The 24,043-nt window shown below is 67.0% G+C and carries 21 protein-coding genes and 1 pseudogene; 17 read left to right on the forward strand and 5 right to left on the reverse strand.

All coding sequences use genetic code 11. The features are described 5' to 3' along the window. Nucleotides 1-54: 54 nt before the first annotated feature. Nucleotides 55-1,668, reverse strand: coding sequence for a PucR family transcriptional regulator (locus AC07EJ_RS33540; RefSeq protein WP_478885668.1), 1,614 nt, complete (start codon nucleotides 1,666-1,668; stop codon nucleotides 55-57). A 413-nt stretch (nucleotides 1,669-2,081) separates the two neighbouring features. On the opposite strand from AC07EJ_RS33540, the gene AC07EJ_RS33545 reads away from it, so the two are divergent. The 3 genes from AC07EJ_RS33545 (at nucleotide 2,082) to hisD (ending at nucleotide 6,372) form a co-directional block, all read left to right on the forward strand. After that, entirely contained in the window at nucleotides 2,082-3,182 is a 1,101-nt protein-coding gene (locus AC07EJ_RS33545) for a zinc-binding dehydrogenase (RefSeq protein WP_389489512.1), read from the forward strand. Nucleotides 3,183-3,305: 123 nt separating this feature from the next. Further along, on the forward strand, nucleotides 3,306-4,799 hold the full coding sequence (locus tag AC07EJ_RS33550; RefSeq protein WP_478885669.1) for a CoA-acylating methylmalonate-semialdehyde dehydrogenase: 1,494 nt from the start codon (nucleotides 3,306-3,308) through the stop codon (nucleotides 4,797-4,799). 244 nt (nucleotides 4,800-5,043) lie between these two features. Next, nucleotides 5,044-6,372 (forward strand): histidinol dehydrogenase, encoded by a 1,329-nt coding sequence (hisD, locus tag AC07EJ_RS33555; RefSeq protein ID WP_389489508.1) that lies wholly within the window; start codon nucleotides 5,044-5,046, stop codon nucleotides 6,370-6,372. A 17-nt stretch (nucleotides 6,373-6,389) separates the two neighbouring features. On the opposite strand, the gene AC07EJ_RS33560 is transcribed toward hisD, so the two are convergent. After that, a complete protein-coding gene (locus AC07EJ_RS33560; RefSeq protein ID WP_389489588.1) occupies nucleotides 6,390-7,442 on the reverse strand; it encodes a LacI family DNA-binding transcriptional regulator in 1,053 nt (350 codons plus the stop codon). Nucleotides 7,443-7,737: 295 nt separating this feature from the next. Here AC07EJ_RS33560 and AC07EJ_RS33565 point away from each other — a divergent pair, with 295 nt between their 5' ends. From AC07EJ_RS33565 to AC07EJ_RS33610, 10 genes and pseudogenes are all read left to right on the forward strand, one after another. Continuing rightward, a complete protein-coding gene (locus AC07EJ_RS33565) occupies nucleotides 7,738-9,315 on the forward strand; it encodes a GMC family oxidoreductase (RefSeq protein ID WP_478885670.1) in 1,578 nt (525 codons plus the stop codon). Between the two features lie 4 nt (nucleotides 9,316-9,319). Then, nucleotides 9,320-9,481, forward strand: a pseudogene (locus AC07EJ_RS33570) (thiamine pyrophosphate-binding protein); the annotation flags it as partial. Continuing rightward, complete coding sequence (locus AC07EJ_RS33575) at nucleotides 9,471-11,117, forward strand: thiamine pyrophosphate-binding protein (protein WP_478885671.1); 1,647 nt, start codon at nucleotides 9,471-9,473, stop codon at nucleotides 11,115-11,117. The pseudogene AC07EJ_RS33570 and the gene AC07EJ_RS33575, both read left to right, overlap by 11 nt. A 25-nt stretch (nucleotides 11,118-11,142) precedes the next feature. Continuing rightward, the gene (locus AC07EJ_RS33580) at nucleotides 11,143-11,979 is read left to right on the forward strand and encodes a sugar phosphate isomerase/epimerase family protein (protein ID WP_389491059.1); all 837 of its coding nucleotides are present in this window, start codon (nucleotides 11,143-11,145) and stop codon (nucleotides 11,977-11,979) included. Between the two features lie 235 nt (nucleotides 11,980-12,214). Next, nucleotides 12,215-12,637 carry an alpha-amylase family glycosyl hydrolase gene (locus tag AC07EJ_RS33585; RefSeq protein ID WP_389491061.1) on the forward strand — a complete coding sequence of 141 codons (423 nt, stop codon included), beginning with the start codon at nucleotides 12,215-12,217 and terminating at the stop codon, nucleotides 12,635-12,637. Nucleotides 12,638-12,646: 9 nt separating this feature from the next. After that, nucleotides 12,647-13,495, forward strand: a complete 849-nt coding sequence (locus AC07EJ_RS33590) for a class I SAM-dependent methyltransferase (RefSeq protein WP_478885672.1) — start codon at nucleotides 12,647-12,649, stop codon at nucleotides 13,493-13,495. Between the two features lie 43 nt (nucleotides 13,496-13,538). Next, nucleotides 13,539-13,829 (forward strand): hypothetical protein, encoded by a 291-nt coding sequence (locus AC07EJ_RS33595; protein WP_478885673.1) that lies wholly within the window; start codon nucleotides 13,539-13,541, stop codon nucleotides 13,827-13,829. Between the two features lie 851 nt (nucleotides 13,830-14,680). Next, nucleotides 14,681-15,427, forward strand: a complete 747-nt coding sequence (locus AC07EJ_RS33600; protein WP_389491068.1) for an IPT/TIG domain-containing protein — start codon at nucleotides 14,681-14,683, stop codon at nucleotides 15,425-15,427. Between the two features lie 225 nt (nucleotides 15,428-15,652). Then, on the forward strand, nucleotides 15,653-16,669 hold the full coding sequence (locus AC07EJ_RS33605; RefSeq protein WP_478885674.1) for an IPT/TIG domain-containing protein: 1,017 nt from the start codon (nucleotides 15,653-15,655) through the stop codon (nucleotides 16,667-16,669). A 215-nt stretch (nucleotides 16,670-16,884) separates the two neighbouring features. Beyond that, nucleotides 16,885-17,361, forward strand: coding sequence for an Ig-like domain-containing protein (locus AC07EJ_RS33610; protein ID WP_389491072.1), 477 nt, complete (start codon nucleotides 16,885-16,887; stop codon nucleotides 17,359-17,361). 632 nt (nucleotides 17,362-17,993) lie between these two features. Here AC07EJ_RS33610 and AC07EJ_RS33615 read toward each other — a convergent pair. Then, a complete protein-coding gene (locus tag AC07EJ_RS33615; protein ID WP_362908401.1) occupies nucleotides 17,994-18,149 on the reverse strand; it encodes a DUF6131 family protein in 156 nt (51 codons plus the stop codon). Nucleotides 18,150-18,526: 377 nt separating this feature from the next. Here AC07EJ_RS33615 and AC07EJ_RS33620 point away from each other — a divergent pair, with 377 nt between their 5' ends. Next, complete coding sequence (locus AC07EJ_RS33620; protein ID WP_478885675.1) at nucleotides 18,527-19,369, forward strand: DUF1206 domain-containing protein; 843 nt, start codon at nucleotides 18,527-18,529, stop codon at nucleotides 19,367-19,369. 76 nt (nucleotides 19,370-19,445) lie between these two features. Here the strand turns inward: AC07EJ_RS33620 and AC07EJ_RS33625 are convergent, their stop codons facing one another. Then, the gene (locus tag AC07EJ_RS33625) at nucleotides 19,446-20,966 is read right to left on the reverse strand and encodes a catalase (RefSeq protein WP_478885676.1); all 1,521 of its coding nucleotides are present in this window, start codon (nucleotides 20,964-20,966) and stop codon (nucleotides 19,446-19,448) included. A gap of 352 nt (nucleotides 20,967-21,318) precedes the next feature. Between AC07EJ_RS33625 and AC07EJ_RS33630 the strand changes: the two genes are divergently transcribed. After that, entirely contained in the window at nucleotides 21,319-21,810 is a 492-nt protein-coding gene (locus AC07EJ_RS33630; protein ID WP_393585391.1) for a DUF2188 domain-containing protein, read from the forward strand. Here the strand turns inward: AC07EJ_RS33630 and AC07EJ_RS33635 are convergent. Further along, the gene (locus AC07EJ_RS33635; RefSeq protein ID WP_478885677.1) at nucleotides 21,807-22,544 is read right to left on the reverse strand and encodes a sensor histidine kinase; all 738 of its coding nucleotides are present in this window, start codon (nucleotides 22,542-22,544) and stop codon (nucleotides 21,807-21,809) included. The two genes, AC07EJ_RS33630 and AC07EJ_RS33635, sit on opposite strands and share 4 nt — an antisense overlap. On the opposite strand from AC07EJ_RS33635, the gene AC07EJ_RS33640 reads away from it, so the two are divergent. Then, the gene (locus tag AC07EJ_RS33640) at nucleotides 22,519-23,337 is read left to right on the forward strand and encodes an ABC transporter permease (protein WP_478885678.1); all 819 of its coding nucleotides are present in this window, start codon (nucleotides 22,519-22,521) and stop codon (nucleotides 23,335-23,337) included. The two genes, AC07EJ_RS33635 and AC07EJ_RS33640, sit on opposite strands and share 26 nt — an antisense overlap. Before the next feature lies 1 nt (nucleotide 23,338). After that, nucleotides 23,339-24,013, forward strand: coding sequence for an ABC transporter ATP-binding protein (locus AC07EJ_RS33645; protein WP_478885679.1), 675 nt, complete (start codon nucleotides 23,339-23,341; stop codon nucleotides 24,011-24,013). The last annotated feature ends 30 nt before the right edge of the window (nucleotides 24,014-24,043 follow it).

Below are 24,043 nucleotides of genomic sequence, written 5' to 3' on the forward strand. Positions count from 1 at the left end.
ATGACCCGGTTCGGCGCCCGGCGCGGCCACCAGCGTCGTCCGCTGTGCGTGGTCCTACGAGTTCGTCACGGGGTGTGGGCGGGCGGGCATCTGAGACGAGCTGCTGAGAAGATCGAGAGCGCGAAATGCCAGGGAAAGACCTTCACGCACTTCAGGATCCTCGACGGATCTGCCTAGAAGTCCGTTGAGACGCTCAATACGGTAGTAGAGCGTGCGCCGCTGGATGTAAAGCGCCTCTGCGGCGCGGGACTTGTTGCCGTCCGTGGAAAGGTACGCCTTCAAGGTGGGCAGGAGCGGATTGGTCTCGGATGCGTCGTGAGTGAGCAGTGGGCCGAGTTCATCGTCCACGTACCGCCGAAGCTCGGGCCCGTCGGCCAACGCCACAAGCAGGCGCAAGACGCCCAGGCGGTCGAAGTGCAAAGTGGTCGGGGTGTCGCGGGTCTCGGCGACGGATGCGGCCGTGCGGGCTTGCCGCACCGCGTCGATGAGCAGGGCGGGCGGACCGCTGCGACTCACCCCGCCCCGTGCCCCGCAGGTGTCGAGATGGTCAGCGAGCTGCTGTACGGGCATCTGCTTCGTCAGCCCGATGATCGCGACCACATGGTCTCCTGTGTCTGCGACGACTGCTGGCAGCTTCAGGCCCTTGAGCACAGAGTCCAGGAGCATCCCCGCCGAGGCTTCAGCGTTGGGGTCTTTGCTCAGCACTGATACGGCCAGTGGGCGGTCGCGCAGGTCCCGGCCCACCTTGAGCGCTCGATCGATGAACTGTTCGCCGGTGATGTCGCCCAGCAGTAGCCGGTTGATCAGCGAGCTTTGACGGTGGGAGGCGCGTGCGCCGCTTTCCCGGTCACCGAGCAGGGCGATGGCAATCGTGTCGGCAGCGCGATCGAGTGCGTAGGCGTGGACATCCACGAACGGACCGTCGCCATGAAAGACATGGATCCACCCCCATGCCTCGCCGCGCAGGACGATCATCCGTCGGGTGCAACCGGGCTCGTCATGGGACTGGACCATGTTCGAGCGATTGTGCGCGCCAGGGGTGTTGCCCCGGTGTGCCATCCGGGCGTGCAGCCCCCAGTTCTTCATCAGTTGGTCGGTGCCGGCAGTTCCGCCCGCATAGGCCATGACCTGATGGTCCGTGTCCTCCAGGACCACGGGCGAGCCCACATGGTGGGCCAGCGCTTCAGTGAAGGACACATGGCTTCGGCTGGCCAGCAGCAGCTGGATGAAGTCGTCGTTGAGCCGCTGGAACGAGAGCAGATCCGAATTTCTTGAGTCGGTGACCAGCTCATGCACCTGGGCAGACACCTCGACGAACGGCAACTCGTCTTCCAGGCCGATCAAGGGAAAGTCCAGCCGTCTCGCTTCGTCAATGAGGGCTGTGGGCATTGAGGTGAAGACTCGGCCGCTGAGTTCGAGGATGAGGGCTGCTGCGCCGGCTTCGCTGACCTCGCGGAGGTAACGCCGCTGGTCGCTGGCGGTGCGCCCTACTCCAAGTCCCGCAGTGAGAAGGAGCTCCCCGCCCGTCAGAAACCGACCGATGTCTGGGATTTCTACGGGGTGCACCCAGCGGATGCTGCGGTGGAGGTTCTCCTCCCCCGCGTAGACGTGCACGGCCGTACGGCTGAAGACCTCGAGCTGCAGGGCAGCTGCAACAGACAGAGCCATAACAAGACCTCTTCAGACCGGTGATTGTTCGACGGGTAGCGGGGATCGGGACCGCTGAGGGCGCTTCTCCTGCTGACGGGGCCGCCGCTGGAGCTACAGCGTTCGAGCAACCAGCCGTTTCACGTCAACCCAGAACCATCCTGCCCCGAAGAGGCAGCGGAACGCCCTTGCACGAAGGATGCAGCGTTTCGGTCAATTCTTGCACATGCTGTGTCTGCCGCCGGACTCTGTGCGGCTCTCATGCTGGTTTGCAGTCACCACGCGGCGACACCCGCCCGGCGGACGATGAGCAGAGCCCTCCATCCGCCGGCTGCCCACTCTGAACCGGTCGCTCGCCTGCCGCGCACAGCCGTCACTCGCGTGGTGCCCCACGCGCAAACGTGCAGCGCGGGAAGCCTGTTTAAGGAGTACTCATGAGAGCCGCAGTTGTCTCCCGCCCGTCCGGATCGTTCGACATAGCCGACCTGCGCATCCCCCGCCCCGGGCCGGGAGAGATCTTGGTGCGGGTCGCAGCCTGCGGCGTCTGCCACACGGATCTCCACGTCCAGGACGGCTCGGTTGCCTTCCCCTTTCCCGCGGTATTCGGCCACGAGATCTCCGGCACGGTGGTTGAGGTAGGAGCTGGCGTGGAGCGCCTCAGCGAAGGCCAGAGCGTCGTCGGCGCCTTCATCATGCCGTGCGGGGCCTGTGCCATGTGTACGTCGGGACGTGAAGAGCTGTGCGAGCCCTTCTTCGCGCACAACCGGCTCAACGGCACGCTCTACGACGGCACTACGCGGTTGTTCGACGCGAACGGTGATCCCGTCTGGATGTACTCAATGGCGGGACTGGCCGAGTACGCCGTACTGCCCGCGCTCGGTGCGGCCCCGGTACCCGTCGGCAGCCATCTCAAGGACTCAGCGATCCTCGGCTGCGCGTTTCTGACCGCCTACGGCGCGCTGGTTCACGTGGGCGAACTCCGCGAGGGCGCTCCGGTCGTGGTCATTGGCGCGGGCGGTGTCGGTCTCAGCGCGGTGGCGGTGGCCAAGGCGCTGGGAGCCGGCCAGATCGTTGCCGTCGACATTGCCGACGACCGGCTCAGCACCGCCAAGCGTCTGGGAGCCACGGAGGTGGTCAATGCCTCTGCGAGCGACGCGGTTGAAGCGGTACGCGAGATCACGGGCGGGGGTTCCAGCCTCGTCCTTGAGGCCATTGGGCAGCCCACCACCTTCCGGCAGGCCACCGACATGGCCGCGGACGGCGGCCGGTGCGTGATGATCGGGATCGCGCCCGCCGGCCGTACCGCCGAGGTCGAGATCACGCGGATCGTCCGCCGCAAGATCCAGATTTGCGGCTCTTTCGGAGGAAGGCCACGCAGCGACCTGGCGCACCTGGGGCAGCTCGTAGCCGACAGGCGACTCGACCCTGGAGCGCTGATCAGCCAGCGCTTCCCTCTGGAACGGGCCGACGAGGCCTACCGCCTCCTCAGCGAAGGAAAGATCGTCGGCCGTGCCCTCATCGAGGTCCAGGCCTAGACCTGCCTTCATCGGCCTCCGCATCGCCCCTGATACGGCGATTCCGCTCCACCAAGCTCGGTCTGCCCGGCACCAGACGCCCCCGGACCCCGCTCTGACTGACACCAGCAAGGGACTTGGAACATGGCACTCACCCTGCACCACTGGCGACACGGCAGCGCTTACGAAGGCATCGCCGACCGTTTCGCCGACGTCACCAACCCTGCGACCGGCGAGGTCACTGCCCAACTTGCCCTCGCCGCAGAGAGCGACGTCAACGAGATCATCGGAGCCGCCGCGGCCGCCTTCCCGGCCTGGCGTGACACTTCGCTGGCGGCACGCACCCGCATCCTCTTCCGCTTCCGCGAGCTGCTGAATGAGCGCAAGCCCGAACTCGCCGAGATCATCACCTCAGAGCACGGCAAGGTGCTCTCCGATGCACTCGGCGAGGTAAGCCGCGGGCAGGAGGTCGTCGAGTTCGCGTGCGGCATCGCGCATCTCCTCAAGGGCGGCTTCACCGAGAACGCCTCCACTCGCGTCGATGTCCACTCCGTGCGCCAGCCGCTTGGCGTCGTTGGCATCATCGCGCCCTTCAACTTCCCTGCCATGGTGCCCCTGTGGTTCTTCCCCATCGCCATCGCGGCCGGCAACACCGTCGTCCTCAAGCCCAGTGAGAAGGTGCCCAGCGCCGCGCTGTGGCTGGCGGAACTGTGGAAGGAAGCCGGGCTGCCCGACGGCGTGTTCAACGTCCTGAACGGTGACAAGACCGCCGTAGAGGGTCTGCTCACCCACCCCGACGTGGACTCCATCTCCTTCGTGGGATCAACCCCCATCGCTCAGTACGTGTACGAGACGGCCGCCGCACACGGCAAGCGCGTCCAGGCGCTGGGCGGCGCCAAGAACCACATGATCGTCCTGCCCGACGCAGATCTTGACCTGGCCGCCGACCAGGCCATCAACGCCGGCTTCGGCTCGGCCGGCGAACGATGCATGGCCATCTCCGCGGTGGTCGCGGTCGGCAATATCGCCGACGAACTGGTCGCAAAGATCAAGGAGCGCACGTTGAAGCTGCGCACCGGTGACGGCACCCGCGGCTGCGACATGGGCCCGCTGATTACCGCACAGGCCCAGCAGCGTGTCTCCGGCTACATCGACGCCGGGGAGAAGGCGGGCGCGTCGCTCGTGGTGGACGGCCGCACCGTCAAGCCCGATGCGGAGGGGGAGGGCTTCTTCGTCGGCCCCACCCTCTTCGACCACGTCGCCGCCGACATGAGCATCTACACCAACGAGATCTTCGGGCCGGTGCTCTCCGTGGTCCGGGTCGACTCGTACGACGAGGCCGTGAAGCTCATCAACGACAGTCCGTACGGCAACGGGACCGCGATCTTCACCAACGACGGTGGCGCCGCACGGCAGTTCTCCAATGAGATCAAGGTCGGCATGATCGGTATCAACGTTCCGATTCCGGTCCCGATGGCTTACTACTCCTTCGGCGGGTGGAAGCACTCGCTGTTCGGAGACAGTCATGCTCACGGCACCGAGGGCGTCCACTTCTTCACGCGGGGCAAGGTGATCACGTCCCGCTGGCTCGACCCCAGTCATGGCGGCATCAACCTTGGCTTTCCGCAGAACGCCTGAGTCAGGTCACTCCGGTAGCCGGGCGACATCGCCGCTGATCACAGCCGATGCAGGCGGTGTGCCACCGGTAGCCCCGTCCCCGAACACACTGTGCATCCAGGGAAGCAGTTGGTTCCCACTATGTGTCTTTGGTCGGGACGACGGTCCGGTGAGACTAGCCAGTGGACGGCGTTGACTCCGCCCATTCCCACCCTCCAGCCGAGCTCTGTAGCTCTTCCGCTCTGAAACACGAGGAGACGCAGCCGTGCCTGTCATTCTCAAGTCCGCGCCGTCCAAGAACACGGTTCGCGCCAGCCGCCCGGATGTCGTCGACACCGTGGCCGAGGTCATTGCCGATGTGCGGGCCAACGGCGACGACGCCGTCCGCCGGTACTCCACCAAGTTCGACTCCTGGAACCGGGATTCCTACCGGCTCACCCCGCAGGAGATCCACTCCATAGTCTCTTCGGTGCCCACCACTGTCCTCGACGACCTGCGTTTCGTGCAGCACCAGGTGCAGAACTTTGCCCAGGCGCAGCGCGACTCTCTGCACGACTTCGAGATCGAGCCCTTGCCCGGTGTTTTCCTGGGACAGCGCAACATCCCCGTCACCGCGGCGGGGGCCTACGTGCCTGGCGGACGCTACCCGCTCACCGCCTCGGCCCACATGACCATCGTGACTGCGAAGGTCGCGGGCGTGGAGCGAGTGGCCGCCACCACCCCTCCCAACCAGGGCACGCCGCCTCCCATCAGTGTCGCCGCGATGCACCTGGCCGGGGCCGAGGAGATCTACGTGCTCGGCGGAGTGCAGGCTGTGGCCGCGCTCGCCCTGGGCACCGAGACGATCGCCCCGGTCAACATGCTGGCCGGTCCCGGTAACGCCTACGTCGCCGAGGCGAAGCGGCAGCTGTTCGGCGAGGTGGGCATCGACCTGTTCGCCGGCCCCACCGAGGTCCTCATCGTCGCCGATGAAACCGCCGACCCGTTCACCGTCGCCGTCGATCTGCTCAGCCAGGCAGAACACGGCCCCGACTCTCCCGCAGTGCTCATCACCACCTCCCGCGAGGTCGGCCGGCGCACCCTCGAGCACATCGAGGAACTGCTGCCGGGACTGCCCACCGGCAAGGTCGCCGGTGCCGCATGGCGTGATCACGGCGAGGTCATCCTCGTCGACAACCAGGAAGAGGCCTTCGCCCTGGCCGACACCTACGCGAGCGAGCACGTACAGGTCTTCACCGCCGAACCGCGCGACGCCCTCACCGGCATGAGGGACTACGGCGCGCTGTTCCTCGGCCAGGACACATGCGTGCCCTACGGCGACAAGGTCATCGGCACCAACCACGTCCTGCCGACCATGGGCGCTGCTCGCTACACGGGCGGACTGTGGGTCGGTAAGTACCTCAAGACCGTCACCTACCAGGAGGTCAGGGACAAGGCCAGTAGCGCGCTGTTGGGTGAGATCTGCGGCCGCGCCTCCCGCCTGGAGAACTTCGAGGGGCATGCTCGCTCGGGTGACCTGCGGGCCGCACGTCACGGTGGGACGACCCTGTCGTGGACCGATCGGGACATTCGTCTCGACGAAGCCCGGCAGTAGCCGTGGCTGCGGAGGTCTCAGCGATGTCCGGGCGGAGCTGTCGTGCCACGCACGACCAGCTCGGTCGGCAGACAGATCTCCCGCGGCTCCCCGCCATCGATCACATCCAGCAGCAACTGAGTGGCTTGACGTCCCTTGTCAACCAACGGCTGCCGCACGGTGGTCAGTTGGGCTCCGGCAGCCGCAGGCAGATCATCGAAACCGATCACCGAAAGGTCCCCGGGAACGCTCAGGCCTCGGCTGCGCGCCACGCCCATCGTGGCCAATGCGAGGACATCGGTGGCGGCGAGCACGGCCGTCATCGGCCCGGCATCGAGCAAGGCCTCGGCAGCCGAGACGGAGGCGGCTTCGTTGAAGCCGCCTGCCTCGATGACGGTGGCCGACCCCCAGGGCACACCGGCCGCGCGGAAGGCGGCGGCAAAACCCGCCAGCCGCTCCCGCATGACGCGGTCGCGGGCCTGGCGGCGCCTGGCCGGGGAGACCGGGCCACTGTGCCCGTCAGGCACCAGACGATCGACCAGAATCCCGACCGACCGGTGGCCCAGGCCAAGCACGTGGGCAGCGGCCGAGCGGGCGGCCTCCCGGTCCCGGATCCCGACCCACGCCAGTCCGCCCGGATTCGGCCCGTCGATGACCACCACCGGAAGTTTTCTGCGCAGCACGGTCTCCACCGCAGGGTGCCCCTCGGGCATCGCGTACGCCAGGAAACCGTCGACCAGGCCCCGCATCACCACTCCCGAGCGCTGCGCCAGCTGATCAGACTCCAGTGGGCACGGCAGCAGAGTGAGCGCGGTCTCCGCCACCTCTCCCGCCTCGGAGATTCCTTTGAGGAGGGCGCTGGTGGCGGGATCGTCGAAGGCGTACGGCAGCGAGTCGGTGATCATCAGGCCGATTGCGCCGACCTGCCCCGTGCGCAGGGTCCGGCCGGCCGAATGGGGACCGACGTAGCCAAGCTGGTCAGCGACCTGAAGGATGCGCTCCCGCTGGGCCGCCGAGAGCTTCTCCGGCCGGTTGTAGGCGTACGAGATCGCCGCCTGGGAGACGCCTGCCGCCTGGGCGACATCTCGCATCGTGACCACGATCTCCGCTTCCCCTCGCTCGCCCAGCTATCGATCAACCTTACCCAGAGGCCTTGCCGTTGAGCGTCGGTCCGAGCCTGCGAAGCGGTTGACAGTGCAGGTCAGGGTGTTAATCTCCCATTCAGTTAATCGAATAACCAAACAGGGGCTGCGTCGCCTCTTCGGCCGGCTGGCGCCCCTGACCGTGACGTCGGAAGAACAACTTCCTCACCACGACCGACGCCTGCTCCCTGCTCTGCAGCAGGTCCTCCGCACACTCCAGATCTCCAGCGAGGGATGAACTCCCATGAGTGGAAAACCGACTCTTCCCAATGACGGCCCCACCAAGACGCGCTACGACTTCGTGATCGTCGGCTCAGGCATGGGCGGCGCCGCGATGGCCTATGCGTTGAAGGACGTCGGGGCCAGCGTGCTGCTCATCGAACGCGGCGACTTCCTGCCGCAGGAAAAGCAGAACTGGGACGCCGAAGCCATCTTCCAGCGCAAGCGCTACCAGAACGCGGAACAGTGGTACGGCGTCGACGGCAAGGCCTTCACGCCGGGCAACTACTACTACGTCGGAGGCAACACCAAGCTCTACGGCTCTTCACTGGTCCGCTTCCGCCGCGAGGACTTCAAGGCCACCGAGCACGCTGACGGCACGTCGCCGAAGTGGCTCTTCCAGTACGAGGACCTGCAGCCCTACTACCAGCGCGCCGAGGAGCTTCTGCGGGTCCACGGCGACCAGCACGACGACCCCACCCTGAAGCGGTCCGAGCCCTTCCCCTACCCGCCGCTCGGGCACGAGGGCACGGTTCAGGAAGCCGCCGACGCCCTGACCCGAATGGGGCTGACCCCCTCGAATCTCCCGATCGGCATCGACCTGCGCGACGGCGGAAGCTGTATTCGCTGCGCATTCTGTGACGGGTTCCCCTGCCGCGTCCTGGCCAAGTCCGACGCCGACGTCACCTTCGTCCGCCCTGCCCTGGCATCAGGCTCCGTGGAGCTGGTCACCAACGCCGACGTCACCCGCGTCCGCACCGACGACTCCGGCCGGCGGGCGACCGGCGTCGACGTCACACACAACGGAGCGTCGATCAGCATCGACGCCGACACCGTCGTCGTGTCCGCAGGCGCAGTCAACTCGGCCGCCCTGCTGCTCCGTTCAGCCAACGAGCAGCACCCCGAGGGCCTCGGCAACTCCTCCGGCACGGTCGGACGCCACTACATGGTGCACAACAACAGCGTCATGGTCGCCGTCCACCCCACCCGGAAGAACAACGCCGAGTTCCAGAAGACCCTCTACTTCAACGACTTCTACAACAAGGGAACCGACGACCACCCCTACCCGCTCGGCCACGTCCAGCTCATCGGCAAGCTCCAGGCCGAGATGCTGGCCGGCCAGCGCCCTGGCATCCCCAAGTGGGCGCTCAGCTACGCAGCCCACCGCAGCCTCGACTGGTGGCTGTTCACCGAAGACCTGCCCGACCCGCAGAACCGCATCACCCTGACTCCCAAGGGCGACATCCAGGTCGCCTGGAAGCCCAACAACGTCCGCGCGCACGAGGTTCTGGTCCGAGAGACAAAGAAGATCCTGCGCGGCATGGGTTACCCGCTGGTCTTCAGCCAGCGCACCGGCATCGAAGTGAACTCCCACCAGGCAGGAACCATCCGCTCCGGCGCCGACGCAGCCGCGTCCGCCCTGGATGCCAACTGTCGCTCCCACGACGTCGAGAACCTCTACGTCGTCGACTCGTCGTTCTTTCCGTCGCTGCCTGTGATGAACCCGGCGCTGACCATCGCGGCGAACGCGCTGCGCGTCGCGGACCACATCGTCGGAAACACCAAGCAAGCCGTCCCCGCTCAGCACACGACCAAGAGGTAGACACATGTCCAGGCTCACCGGCGGCCAGATCGTCGTCGATTACCTGATCCGCGAAGGCGTCGAGAAGGTCTTCGCCGTTCCCGGACACGGCAACACCGCACTCATCGATGCGTTCGTCGACCGCAAGGACGAGATCGAAGTCATCCCGGCCATGCATGAACAGGGCGCTGCCCACATGGCCGACGGCTACTACCGGGCCACCGGGAAGATCGCCGCCTGCTGTACGTCCATCGGCCCCGGGAGCGACCAACACCCTCACCGGGCTGACAACCGCATTCGCCGACTCCCAGCCGTTCCTGCTGATCACCGGCGCCGTGCACACCTACATGGAGAACCACGGCGTCCTGCAGGAGATCGACCGCCCGCACGGCAACAACTTCCCGCGCATGGCCGAGCCCGTCGTCAAGCGCTGGTGGCAGCCCAGCCGGGTCGACCAGCTCCCCACCGTGCTGGCGCAGGCCTTCAACACCATGCACGAAGGCCGCCGCGGCCCCGTCCTGCTCGACATCCCCCAGGACCTGCAGGCCGAGTACGGCGACTACGAGCCCGAGCAGACCCAGCGCCGTCGCGCGCACGGCCGCCCCACCGGCGACTCCGCGCGCATCGCCGAAGCCGCCCGACTTCTGGCCGAGGCCAAGCGCCCGGTCATCCTGACCGGCGGCGGCGTCATCGCCTCTGAGGCCACCGCCGAACTGCTCGCCGTGGCCGAACGCCTCGGCGCCCCGGTCACCCACTCATTCATGGGCAAGGGCGCCTTCCCCGCCGACCACGACCTGTACGCCTGGCCCTGCGGCGACATGGGATCCATCTCCGGCAACGGGGTCACACGCACCGCCGACGTGATCCTCGCGGTCGGCTGCCGCTTCAGCGACCGCATCACCTCCTCGTACAAGCCGGGCGTCACCTTCAACATCCCGGACTCCAAGCTCGTCCAGATCGACATCGACGGCTTCGAGATCGGCCGTAACTACCCCGCCGAGGTGGGCATCGTGGGCGACGCCAAAGCCAGCCTCGCCTCGCTGCTCGCCGAGCTGAACCAGCTGGGTGAGGCCCCGGACTGGCGCTCCTCCGCGTACTTCGCCGAGCTCCAGGACCTCAAGGCGCAGTGGGACGCTCACCTGAGCCCCATGCGGACCACTGACCACCTGCCGATGACCAACTCCCGCGCCATGGTGGAGATCCGCAAGGCACTGTCGCGCGAGGGCATCCTGGTGACCGACTCCAGCAACCCCGCCAACCAGGCCTTCAACGAGTTCCCCATCTACGAACCGCGCACCAACATCGTGGCCGGCGGCATGTCCGGCATCGGGTTCGGGCTGCCTGCCGCGGTCGGCGCCCAGGTCGCCGTCGGCGACCGGCCCGTCCTGGCCCTCGTCGGCGACGGCAGCTTCCTGCAGACCGGCACCGAACTGGCCACCGCGGTCATGCTCGACCTACCGCTCGTTGTCGTCGTGCTGAACAACGGCGGCTGGGAGGCCATCAAGGACCTCCAGATCAACCTCTTCGGCCACGAGCGTCAGATTGTCAGCGGCTGGACCACCAAGGACGGCAAGCCCTACTTCGTCAACATCACGGAGTTCGCACTTTCCCTGGGCTGCGCCGCCGAACGTGTGGAGGACCCGTCACAGCTCGAGGGAGCCGTGCGCCGCGCCTTCAACACAAACGGCCCGGTGGTCATCGAGGCCATGAGCGCCCATGAACTGCCGTGGACGGAGATGCACCCGACTGGCTGGTGGGACATCACGGTCCCCGCTTACCACGGTGCGACGCGCGACGAGTACGTCGTCCAGCGCGGCTTCTGAGCGATCCGACCGAAAGGGGCACACCATGGGCAACATCAAGCTCGGACTCAACCTGGAGTTCGCCCGGTTCGAGAACGGTTCCTTCGACTGGGCCATGGATCAGGCCGCCGCCATCGGCTACGAGTACGTGGAACCGATGGTCCACTGGGGCCGTGAACTCCTCAGCGCCGCCGGGTACTTCCACAGTCTCTCCATGCTCGACGACCCGCTGCGCCTGAAGCACGCGGCCGAGAGCCGCGGGCTGAACATATCCTCACTGTCCAGCCATGCACCGCTGGCCAAACCGGAGGTCAGCGTCGAGTACCTGAGGCAGTCGATCCGGTACGCCGCCGAGTGCGGCGCACCGATGATCATGATCGATGACGGGCCGCTTCCCTCCTGGACCACCGAGGAGGAGAACTACACCCTCATGCGGTACACGCTCCAGGAGGCCGCCAAGGTCGCGGAGGTGCGAGGGATCGCCATTGCCATCGAAACACACGGAGAGTACACCGCGACTCCCGAACGTCTCGACCGGCTCATGGGGCTCATCGACAGCCCGGCGCTGACAATCAACCTGGACACCGGCAACAGCTACTTGAGCGGCAACGACCCGCACCAGTGGCTCGACGACATCGTCGACCGCGTGACTCACCTGCATGCCAAGGACATCTCGCCTGAGGATGCCGCGCACTACCGCGGCAAGGTCCGCGGCATGCTCGGCTGCGCCTGTGGCGAGGGGGTCATCGACTGGGACCGCATCGTGTCCACCCTCGCCCAGGCCGACCATCATGTGGTGCTCTCTGTCGAGTGCGCCTCGCTCGAGGCCGCGACCAAGAGCTTCACGCACCTGAGCGAGCTGATCAGCAAGCACGCTCCCTGAGGGACACCCGCCTGGGGGCCTCGCACGAAACACTGTCGCTCCATCTGAGCCAGCAGCACTGCCCCGGGCCGGACATCGACACCGGCCCCGGGCAGTGCTGCTTCCACGGCTCTTCGCCACTACCGAATGACCGAACGAGTTGACGCACCGAAGACAGGATGAGCCAGCAGATAGCCAACCCCACCACTGAGCCCTCCGCTCCTACGGGCTGGTGGCGCGACGCCGTGATCACCAGGTGTATCCGCGGAGCTTCGCGGACGCCGACGGCATGGGCGACCTCAAGGGCATCCACAGCAGGCTCCCGTACCTTCGTGACCTTGGCATCAACGCCATCTGGCTCAGCCCCTTCTACAAGTCACCCCGGGCCGATGCCGGATACGACGTGGCCGACTACCGCACGGTCGACCCCATGTTCGGCGACCCCATCGACGTCGTTCCCGACCATGTGTCCGATCAGCATGCCGTCCTCGACACGCTCGTGCGGGAGCTTGGCTGCGAGTGCTCCGGCCACGGGCACGGCCGGCATGCCGAGGGCAAAGGAGGTGGCCAGCATCCGTCCGCGGCGGGCTGCCGGCACGAGCTCGGTGAGATTCGTGTCGACCAGGGCGAGTTCAGAACCTGGCTCCCCTCATCAGGCCCCTTGGAATCGATCTTCTAGGCTGGCACGGTGACTGATGAGCAGGAGTGGGTGCAGCCGTCGGGAGTGTGGGCAACGGCGGTGGGAGTGGCCAGGGTGCGGGCGCTGGAGACCGAGCGGGAGAACGCGCTGTTCCGCGACCCACTGGCACAGGCCTTCGCCACCGCCGGCGGCCTGTGGCCCTCCTCGCCGCCGCCCGATGACGAGGCCGCGCGACGCCGCCGACTGGCCGTCTCGTTCTCCATCGTCATCAGGACGAAGTTCCTCGACGACCTCTTGCAGCAGGCCTCCGCGTCCGGGGTCCGGCAGGTCGTGCTGCTCGGCGCCGGGATGGACAGCCGGGCCTTCCGGATGGACTGGCCCGAGGGCACCCGGCTGTTCGAGGTCGACACCGCCGAGCCACTGGACTTCAAGGCTTCGGTGCTGCGCCAGGAGCGGGCCGTCGCACGCTGCGAGCGGATCACCGTCCCGGTGGATCTACGTGAGGACTGGCCGGGCGCGCTGACCGCTGCAGGGCACGACCCGGCCGTGCCGACCGCGTGGATCGCCGAAGGACTACTGATCTATCTGCCCGAGGACGCGGTGGAACTGCTGCTTGCCCGGATCAGCACGCAAGCGGCGACAGGCAGCCGGATGGGGCTGACATTGGGCTCGCGCGGCGTGATCGAACGCTTCGGCGCGGACCCCGCGCCGGGATCGGCGGCATCCATGTGGGTCTCGGAAATGCCCGACGACCCGGTGGGCTGGCTGGCCGGGCACGGCTGGGAGGCCGCCAGCCACACCCTGCACGAGCGCGCTGCCGCCTACGGCCGCCCGATCAGCACCCCGCCGCAGCGCGAGGAGCGACCCGGCGGACTGATCTCGGCGGTCCGCCGGTAGAGCGCCTCCCGCTTCCCTGAATGATCGATTCCCAGGGGGCCTGATGAGTGGAGCCAGGTTCATGCGCAGCCAGCCGGTCATGCGCGCACCGACCGCCTACCGCACCAGCCGTTGGATGATCCCGCTCCGCATGCGCATGCGCCACAAGATCACCGACATCGCCCACACCGTCGCCACCCACCACACCCTCGAAGACCCCCACCAAGAGCTGCCCACTGCACGCCAAGCCAGCGCCACCGGCCTCACCGCCGCCCCCCACAGCGAGATCCACTACCGCGTCCACATGAAACCAAAGCCCAAGCCGGCAACCGGGCTGGGCTGCATACGGCGATAGCTCACTGGCAACAAGCCACCCACCACCTCGGCCAACCCGGCAGGAAAACACAGGACTTCGTCGACGAGGTCCTGTCCACTACCCGAAACACGTCAGGAGACAGGGGACAACTCGCGGGCGGCATACGCGAGGAGCCTCACGACCAGGAGGACTACGGCCTGACTGCTTGATCGCGAACTGGCTGTATTGCGCGGGCGATGAGGGCGCCCCCAGCCGCCGTTGTCAGTTCCGGTGCTCGCTGCCGCAGGACGTAAAGAGGCCGCGGCTTCGAGCACCCCATCCGCAAAGTTAGGCCAATCGGGTGAACCGGCCACCAGGAACTTGCCGCATATGCCAGGATCCTGCGTTACTGAACATATTCCAACTAATGGGCAGCCCTGACCACTCGGGATGCGTGGTGCTGGGGTGGCCTGTCCCTTCACACGTGGGAAGGAACAGGTCCGCCGGGATCGCGATGGGCACCCAAGTGGGGTTGGAACGCCAGTCGGTGCCGCTTACGCGGTGCCGGCTGGTCTTTTTTGTGCGGACCAGGCGAAGATCGGTGGCGCACGCCGGTGGTACGCAGGCGCCCCATCAAGCATCCACCTGCAGTGACTGGCACCTTGTCAGAAATTCATCCTTGTGGGGTACTTGAAGCAGCGAACCGGTGGGCTGCCCATCCCACGACCGGGGATCACGGTAAAGGGCGGCATCTGCCGGTTCTTCCTTTGTGCGTTCACGAGGGAACTCCATTGACCGGCTGCACGGCTCAGCCGTCCGTCCTGCCGTAAGGGCTTTCCGCGAAGGATGCCCGGCGGTCCCCAGGTTCCGCCGTGTCCTGTGTACCTGTCCTGTCAGCAAGGAGTCTCTCCATGCCTATATCCCCGAACCAGGGATCCACCGGCGGTGGCACGCCGGTGACAATCACCGGTACGAACCTGTCCGGCACCACCGCCGTCACGTTCGGCACCAAGCCGGCCGCCAGCTTCAGCAACGTCTCACCGACCCAGGTCACAGCCGTGTCGCCCTCGGGCGCCGGCAGCGTCGGAGTGACCGTGACCACCGCGGGCGGCACGAGCAGCCCGCTTGCGTTCTTCTACGTCGGAGCCCCGTTCAAGTCCTCGCTCGGGCCGACATCCGGCCCCCTGGCGGGCACCAACACGGTCACGATCAACGGTGTCGGTCTGGCGACGGCCACCAGTGTGTCGTTCGGCGCCAACTCCGCCGTACCGACGGTCGTCTCCGACACCCAGCTCACGGTCGTCGTGCCGGCGGGCGCGGCACCAGGTTCCGTAGGAGTGAGCGTGACCACCGCGGGTGGAACGAACAACGGTCTGTCCTACACCTACGTGGACGTCCCCACCGTGACCGCGGTGACGCCCACTGCCGGGCCGACGTCCGGTGGTACCGGAGTGACCATCACCGGCACCAACCTCGGCACCACCGGGTCGGTCACCTTCGACGGCAACCCGGCACCGTTCACCTTGGTGAACTCCACCACGGTCTCGGCAGTGACCCCGCCCGGCACTGCCGGCGCGGTCGACGTGGTGGTGACCAACCCGGCCGGCTCCGACACGGCCGCCGGCGCGTTCACCTACGTCGCGCCTCCCGGCATCTGACCGTCAGCCCCGCTGCCGCCCGGTCTTCACCGGGCGGCAGCCTTCCTTGACCACCGTCGCCCGAACGGTAGTTCCCGCCCTGTCCGCCGTCCGACCACGTGGTCCCCAGTGGGCGGACGGCACTCATCCGCCCAAGCCCCAGGCCGGACGGTTGTCCCCGGGCCTGGACCGGACATCCGCGTCACCTACCCCGGGCATCGCCCAGGCTGCCATAGGAGCATCCTCATGCCGCCCACGATCAGCACCATCAATCCCTCGCAAGGGCCCACCACCGGGGGTACCACCGTCACCCTCACCGGCACCGGGATGACGGGGTCCACCGCCGTACGGTTCGGCAGCACCAACGCGACCTCCTTCATCGTCAACTCCGCTACCCAGATCACAGCGGTGAGCCCGCCCCACGCCGCGGGTGCGGCAGCGGTGATCGTGATCCATCCGACCGGTAACAGCAACTCGGTGACGTTCACCTACGTGGTGGCGCAGGTGCCGGTGGTCACGGGTGTGGCGCCCAGTAGCGGTCCGACGTCGGGCGGCACCGGTGTCACCCTCACGGGAACCGGGTTCACCGGGGCCACGACGGTCACCTTCGCCGGGGTCCCGGCGACGTCGTTCATCGTGAACTCGGCCACCCAGATCACCGCCGTGACACCCGCCGGAAGTGCCGGGGCCGCAGTAGTGAGCGTCACGACACCGGGGGGTACCAGCGCCCCGGACGCCTTCTTCTTCTACGCCATGCCGCCCGTCCTCAACAGTGCCGACCCGGCGCTCGGCCCGGCAGCCGGCGGCGTGCTGGTCACCCTGACCGGAAGCAATCTGCTCAATGCCAGTGCCGTACGGTTCGGCAGCACCAACGCCGCCTCGTTCACCGTGGTGTCAGCGACACAGATCACGGCCACTGCCCCGCCGGGGACGGGGAGTTCACCGATCACAGTGATCACGCCAGGCGGCACGAGCAATCCCGTGGCGTTCAGCTATGTCGCCACGCCCACCCTCACGGCAGTAGTGCCCAGTAGCGGCCCGACGTCCGCAGGCGCCGTGGTCACCCTCACCGGCACGCACCTGGCCACCGCCTCGGCCGTCACCTTCGGGGGTACGGCCGTCTCATTCACCGTCGTGTCGGACACACAGATCACGGCGGTCGCACCCGCGGGACCCGCGGGTGCGGTCACGGTGACCGTCACGACGGCAGGCGGCACCAGCCCCGGTCTGACCTACACCCGCATCGCCCCGCCCGGCATCTGACACCCCGACGTCCGCATACGCCGATCCACCGCACACACCCCATACAGCCCGTCGTGCCGTCGTGCCACTCGACTGCCCGACGACCATCTCAACCGATGATCCAACCAGGTTACTTGTGGGCGCCGCCTCCCAGGAAGGCAAGAAGCACCGCCATAGCGTGAAGCTCCCAGGCGCCCGCAACCGCGGGCCCTGCGACACAACAAGGAGCCGAACCGGTGAGGATCACACCACGCAGGTCAAGACTCGTCGTCACCACAGCCCTGGCCGCCGTGCTGGGACTGGCCTCACCCGCCTGGGCCGTAGGGTCGAGCGCCACGGTGACGGCCACTCCGCAGTCCACTCAGGTGGGCGCTACGGTCCAGCTCACGGCCACGGTCGACTGTCCTGCCGACCCCACAGGCGGGCTCGGCGTGACGTTCTTCGACGATAAGGTCGAGCTCGACACCGTGCAGGTGAACGCCAACGGCCTGGCAAATCTCCCCGCTTCGTTCGCCACCCCCGGCACGCACACCATCACCGCCGCCTACAACGGCACCACGGAGTGCGACGCCTCCCACAACACCACAACCGTCCAGGTCACGTCCGTCCCGACGCCCCCCGGTCCGCCCCCGGGCTTCTGCCTCCTCGCCTGCGGCGGACTGATCAACTTCACCGTCGGCGACATCAACAACATCAACATCTCCAAGCACTAGTAATAAGCCTCTGGACCGCGGCAGCTGCGCCAGGCGCACTGCCTCGGAGCATTGCCTGCGCGGCTGACGAGTGGTTCGCACCTACGGAAGTCCGAGCGGCGCGGCGGCCGTTGGATCGGCCACCGCAGGGTCATCAACGCACTCCTGTGCCGGCAGTGGACCGGGGTGCCAGGCAGGATCCGCCTGCTCGCTCCAACAATGACCAGCGATTCCCTTCCACCCCCGGTCTGGACACGGTGCATGTTCATCACCAGCGTCAAGGGCCGCGAACTCCCGTCGGCCTGAACCCCACGCACGGTTGCTGTCCTCCTCAATCTCGGTGAGGAGGACAGCAACATTTCGACAGCCGAGTCGCACCCGTCACCAGACCTGAGCTCCCGCGTCGCCTCCCGAGCGGCACCATCGTCGGCCTGCGCGGCGCCACCTACGGCTGTGGTGTTCGGCGAAATCGAGCGTCAGGGCAATCCCGCGGTCGCGATGAGCGACCACGGCAACATGTTTGGTGCGTACGAGTTCCATCAGGTGTCCCACTATCCGTGCAGGCGTGTCCGATCAATTGACCGACCCATCACAGAGACATGCTCTGAGGGCGCGTGGTGTCGGTGTCCACGTGAACACCGATCAACGCTTCCCTAGAAGTAGTGCCTACGTCCCCCCACTGCACGCCCGCTGGCGCCGAGAATCCACAGGACTGCACCGACAACGACAAGGATGCCGCCGACCGTCGTCAGCAACGAGATACCGACCAACATGCCTATTACGAGCAGAATGGCTCCGAGCACAATCATGGGTGTTCCTCTCGTCAAGTCTCGTCGGTATGCGTCGGCATTCTGTCTGCCCGACGGCATCCGCTTCCCGCCGTCTGCATAGCCGGGAAGGGGTCAAAACCCCCGCCACCAGCGAATCTTGCGGGCGCTTGGTTTCTCCATGTTTTGTCCGTGTGCCCGTCTCTCTGCGGCCCATGCGTCGGCAATCCACACTGTTCCCTTCGCCGAGGTTGCTCCGCCGACGTGACAAGGGGCAATGACTGGCAGCGAACATCTCGGCACCGTCGCCCAGCAGCGTCACCACGTTGCTCTTCCTGTCGTCTCCAGTGAGGAAGACACGACTCCGGAATGCGCAATGTGCCAGGGGTCGATTCTTCCAGCGGGGGCAGACGGTGGACATGACTCCTGGATCGGCAGCGGCACGCGGGCGCGGTCAGGCGCGACGCGCCGCGAACAGCACGGCAGTTGCAGCGGGCGCCCGTGCGGGGTTCGTCGCTCGCGGGATCATCTACGTACTGATCGGCGTTCTTTCGCTGCGGATTTCCTTCTCGGACGGGGGTGGCAAGCAGGCGGACCGGGGCGGGGCCATCGCGGAGATCGCGGGCAAGCCCTTCGGTGCCGCTCTGCTCTGGCTCCTCGGCGCAGCCCTGGCCGGCATGGCCGTGTGGAGGCTGTCCGGGGCCGCGTTCGGCCAGGCAGGGCCCGATGGCAGGAGGGCGAACAAGCGGGCCATGGCCGCAGGCCGTGCTGTCTTCTACGGATTCGTCTCGTACTCCGTGCTGTCCTACGCGGCCGGCGACAAGAGCAGCGGAAGCGGTGCCTCGGACGAGAACTCCCGCGACGTTACGGCGAAGGTTCTGGATTGGCCGGCAGGCCAGTGGATCGTCGCCATCGCCGGCGCCGCGGTGGCCGCGGCCGGTGTATGGATCGCGGTGAGGGCCCTGAGACGCAAGTTCCAAGAGCACCTGAAGATGTCCGGGATGTCTCCGAAAGCCCGTCAGGTGGTCACTGTGCTCGGGGTGTTCGGCGGTACGGCTCGGGGCGTCATCTTCGCTGTCGCAGGCGGTTTCGCCCTTACGGCGGCCGTCCAGCACAAGGCCGGCAAGGCCAAGGGTATGGACGACACTCTGCGCTCTTTCGCCGATACACCTTTCGGTCCCTGGCTTCTGATGTTCATCGCGGTCGGCCTCATGGCTTACGGGATGTTCTCCTGGGCCTGCGCCCGCTGGCGAAAGCTCTGATGCGTAGCGCTGGCAACGTGCGGTCCATGGAGTGAGACCGAGAATTGGTCTCAGAGCGGGCTGCGAGTTCGATAGCTCAGGCTTTCCTCTGCATGCTGCTCCGGGCAGGGTTTGCCTGCTCCTCCGCCTTGGGGTCCTTCTCGTCAGCCTTGGCTCGCACGCCCTGCTGGATGCGCTCACCGAGGGACTTGTCGATGTTGGACCAGTAATCGAAGGCCCTGGCGAGGACGGGTTCACTCACCCCGTTGAGCAGGTGCCCGACGACGTTGTCCACGAGACGGTCGCGCGCGGCGTCGTCGAGGACCTCGCGCACCAGCGTGCCCGGCTGACCCCAGTCGTCGTCATCGGCATGGTCGACGTACGCGGCGCGCGTGATGTCGCCGTCCGCGTACCAACTGGGCGGCGAGTAGCGGCCCGTGTCGGCTGCCGGGCCGCCCTTGGAGTTGGGGGCGTAGACCGGGTCCTCGGTCTTGCGGTACGCCATGGCTCCGTCTTTGGAGTATGTGTTCACCGGCGCGATGGGAGCGTTGACCGGAAGCTGCTGGTAGTTGCCGCCAATGCGGTGACGGTGCGCGTCGGCGTAGGAGAAGAGTCGCGCCAGCAGCATGCGGTCGGGGCTGGGGCCGATCCCGGGGACGAGGTTGTTGGGCTGGAACGCGGCCTGTTCGATCTCGGCGTGATTGTCCGTGGGGTTGCGGTCGAGGGTCATCTTGCCGACCTCGATCAGCGGGTAGTCGCTGTGTGGCCACACCTTGGTCAGGTCGAACGGGTTGAAGCGGTAGGTGGCCGCCTCGTCGTACGGCATGACCTGCACGTGCAGCGTCCAGCTCGGGTGATCGCCGTCCCGGATGTGCTCGAAGAGATCCCGGGTGTGATAGTCCGTGTCGGCCGCGCACATCTGGTCACCCTCGTCCTGGGTGAAGAACTCGATGCCCTGGTCGGTCTTGAAGTGGTACTTCACCCAGAACCGCTCGCCCTGGGCGTTGATCCACATGTACGTGTGCGAGGTGTAGCCGTTCATGTGGCGCCAGGTGCGCGGGATGCCCCGGTCGCCCATGAGCCACGTGACCTGGTGCGCGGATTCGGGTGAGAGGGTCCAGAAGTCCCACTGCATGTCGTGGTCACGGAGGTTGTTGTCCGCGCGGCGTTTCTGGGAGCGGATGAAGTGCTGGAACTTCATCGGGTCCTTCACGAAGAAGACCGGGGTGTTGTTCCCCACCATGTCGTAGTTGCCGTCGGTGGTGTAGAACTTCACCGCGAATCCGCGCGGGTCACGCCAGGTGTCCGGGCTCCCGCGCTCGCCGGCGACGGTCGAGAACCGGGTCACCAGATCGGTGCGCGTGCCCGGCTGGAAGACTGCGGCCTTCGTGTAGGCGCTGACGTCTGCGGTGACCTCGAAGTGGCCGAAGGCGCCGCTGCCCTTGGCGTGCGGCTGCCGCTCAGGAATGCGCTCCCGGTTGAACTGTGCCATCTGCTCGATCAGATAGGAGTCCTGCAGGAGGATCGGGCCACCGGCGCCGACGGTGAGCGAGTGCTCGTCGCTCTCGACCGGAATCCCGGCATCCGAGGTGGTCGCCTTACCTGTGACGTCGTTCATGAGCTGCGTGCGCCTTTCGATCGGTGTGTTCGTCACGCCGTGCGGCGGGGACTCGCTGCTACGGAGAGTGACAACAGGGCAGCTTCGCGGCTGTTCGGTGGATACGCGGGCGAGCTGTTCCCATCCAGCCTGCGGCTTCTTCGCTCATTCGGCATTTTTCCTGCTCGGCCCTGCCGACCGGCCCTTCTGCTGGGTGATCTCTCGCGGTCGGGTCCGGAGGCCTGGTTCACGCCGCCTATACGTGCCAGGGCGCGGTTTCCCGGGGCTGATGTCAGCTCCGCCGGGACTGGTCAGCTTCTCGCGCCTCGACCCGGGGCCCGGCAGGTAGAGCGATAAACTGAATGGGTCCGGCGTGGATGTCGAGGACGGCGGCTATATCCATTACCGCAAAGTCTGCGAGTTGGCCGGCCAGGAGCTGACCGAGGCCGAGAACGGCGAGGGCTACCAGGTCTCCAAGGGCGAGATCACCGTGTCGGCCAAGAAGACGGCTCCGAAGAGGACGGCGACGTCCGGGCGCCGGAGGTCCGCCTGCACGGCGAGGAGAAGCATCATGGCAGCGAAGCAGACCGTCTACCACGTCACACCGTCCGGCGAACGGGCTGCGGACGCGGGGGTGAAGTGGCAGGTCGAGGGCAGGGAAGGCCGTCGGCTGCTGCACGAGCCGCACCGCACGCAGAAGGATGCGATCGACTCCGCGCGTGACCGGGCCAAGGAACACACCCCCGCGCAGGTCGTGGTCCACGCCCGCGACGGGCACATCCGCACCGCGTACGCCTACGGCGACGCTCCTGCGGCGTCCCCCGACAATCGTGGCCGTAAGGCAGGGGGCGGGGGCCTCTTCTAGGACCCTGGGAGTGCGGGCACCGGAAGTTCGATACGTACCGTCAGTCCGCCCTGAGGGTTCGCGCTCGCTGTGGCCGTGCCGTGGTGGGCCGAGGCGATCGAGCGGACGATGGCCAGGCCGAGGCCGTGCCCGGAACGATCGCTGCTGACCCGGGAGCGGGCCCGGTAGAAGGGTTCGAAGAGCTGGTCCACAACGGCTTTGTCCACGTGCGGGCCGGTGTTCTCCACCTCCATGACCACCGCTGCGTCCCGGTCCCGGAAGACGGAAAGGTGGACATCGCCGTGCGGGGAAATGTTGTGGAGGAGGGCGTTGTCGAGGAGGTTGAGGACCAACTGCCGCAGCAGGGTGGCGTTTCCGGCCACCTCGCAGGTCTCGCAGCCGGATTCCGTGTCCACGTCGAGGCGGATGCCGCGTGCCGAGGCCTGCGCGGAGCGTTCGGCAGCGGCCCGTTCCGCGAGTTCGGCGAGGTCTACCGGATCCGGGTCGAAAGGGGCGTAGTCAGCGCTTGCCAGGTCGAGCAGCGCGCGTACGACACTGATGTTGCGTTCGTTGGTCTCCCGCAGCATCGGGGCGAGCTCGGCGAACGACTCGCCTGTGGAGTCGTCGCCGGCGATCTGGAGCGCGGCCCTGGTGGTGGCCAGCGGGGTGAGCAGTTCGTGGGAGGCGTTGGCGGCGAAACGCTGGTGCGCGGCGAAGGACTCGGGCGGGATGAGCACCGAGGAGGTCGAGTTCACCGTCGGCGGCATCTACGAGAACGGCACCGTCGACACGGGCTCGTACGTACCCGCGGTGGCCGACTCCTCGAACCAGATCTACGTCACCCCGGAAGGTGCGACCCGCCTCCAGGGTAAGGAGCCTGCCGACGGCGGAGCGACCCTCCGTCAAGCCACTTTCACCCTGCGCAACCCGGATGACCTGGGCAAGCTGAAGGACGACGCGAAGGCGGCCGGCGCCGATCTCAAGATTTTCCCGATCAGCGTCAACGACAAGCAGTACAAGACTCTGGTCGGCCCGATCAACAAGACGGCGGACTTCGCCTCCCTCACGGTCTGGCTGGTCGCGGTCGCGGGCACCGTCATCCTCGCGCTGATCATCGCCTCCAACATGCGCGAGCGCCGCAAGGAGCTGGGCATTCTGCTCTCGCTGGGTGAGAAGAAGCCCAAGCTGCTCGGCCAGCACTTGGTGGAGGTGGTCGCCTGCGCGGTCCTGGCGATCGGCTTCGCCGCCGCCGGCAGTCAGTTCATCGCGCAGGGCATCGGCGACCAGCTGCTCTCCAGTCAGGTCTCCTCCGCCGAGGACTCCGCCGCCGGCCAAGGCACCCAGAAGGATCCGTCCGACCCGAACGGGCTCAAGAAGCAGGACACACCGCGGAGCAAGCCCATCGACTCCATGGACATCGAACTCGGCGCGGGCGACATCGGCGCGGTCGGCGCCACCGGCCTGGGCATCGCCGCCCTGGCCACCATCGTGCCCGGCACGCGCATCCTGCGTCTCAACCCGCGCGACATCCTCACGAAGGGCGACTGACGTGACCACCCCGATCCTCCAGCTGACCGGTGTCAGCCGCGCCTACCAGTCCGGCAGTAGCCGCCGCACCGTGCTCAAGGACGTCAACTACTCCTTCGATGCAGGCCGGATGTACTCCGTCATCGGTCCCTCCGGCAGCGGCAAGACCACCCTCCTCTCCCTGGCCAGCGGCCTCGACTCGCCCACCCGTGGCAGCGTCCGCTTCCGCGGCGAGGACGTCGCAGAGATCGGCCTCGGGCGCTACCGCAACCGTCATGTGGCGACGGTCTTCCAGTCGCTGAGCCTCCTCACCTACATGACAGCAGTGCAGAACATCACCTCCGCCATGGAGATCACCGGAGTGAGGGGCGGCAACAAGAAGCAGCGCGCCGTCGAACTCCTGGGCCTGCTGGGCGTGGACGAGGTCGACCAGCACCGTCGCACGCTGGAACTCTCCGGTGGCCAGCAGCAGCGGGTCGCCATCGCCCGCGCCCTGGCCTGCGAGGTCGACATCCTCTTCGCCGACGAACCCACCGGCAGCCTCGACCAGGACACCGCCGGCGGGATCGTTGAGGTGTTCCGCAAGCTGGCGCACGACGACGGAAAGTGCGTGATCCTGGTGACCCACTCCCGTGAGGTCGCCGACGCCTCCGACGAGGTGGTCCGGCTCAAGCGCGGCAGACTCATGACGACCTGATCCGGCGCACGCAGCATGTGGGCGGGCTCG

It is taken from the genome of Streptomyces sp. NPDC045026, assembly GCF_056432625.1.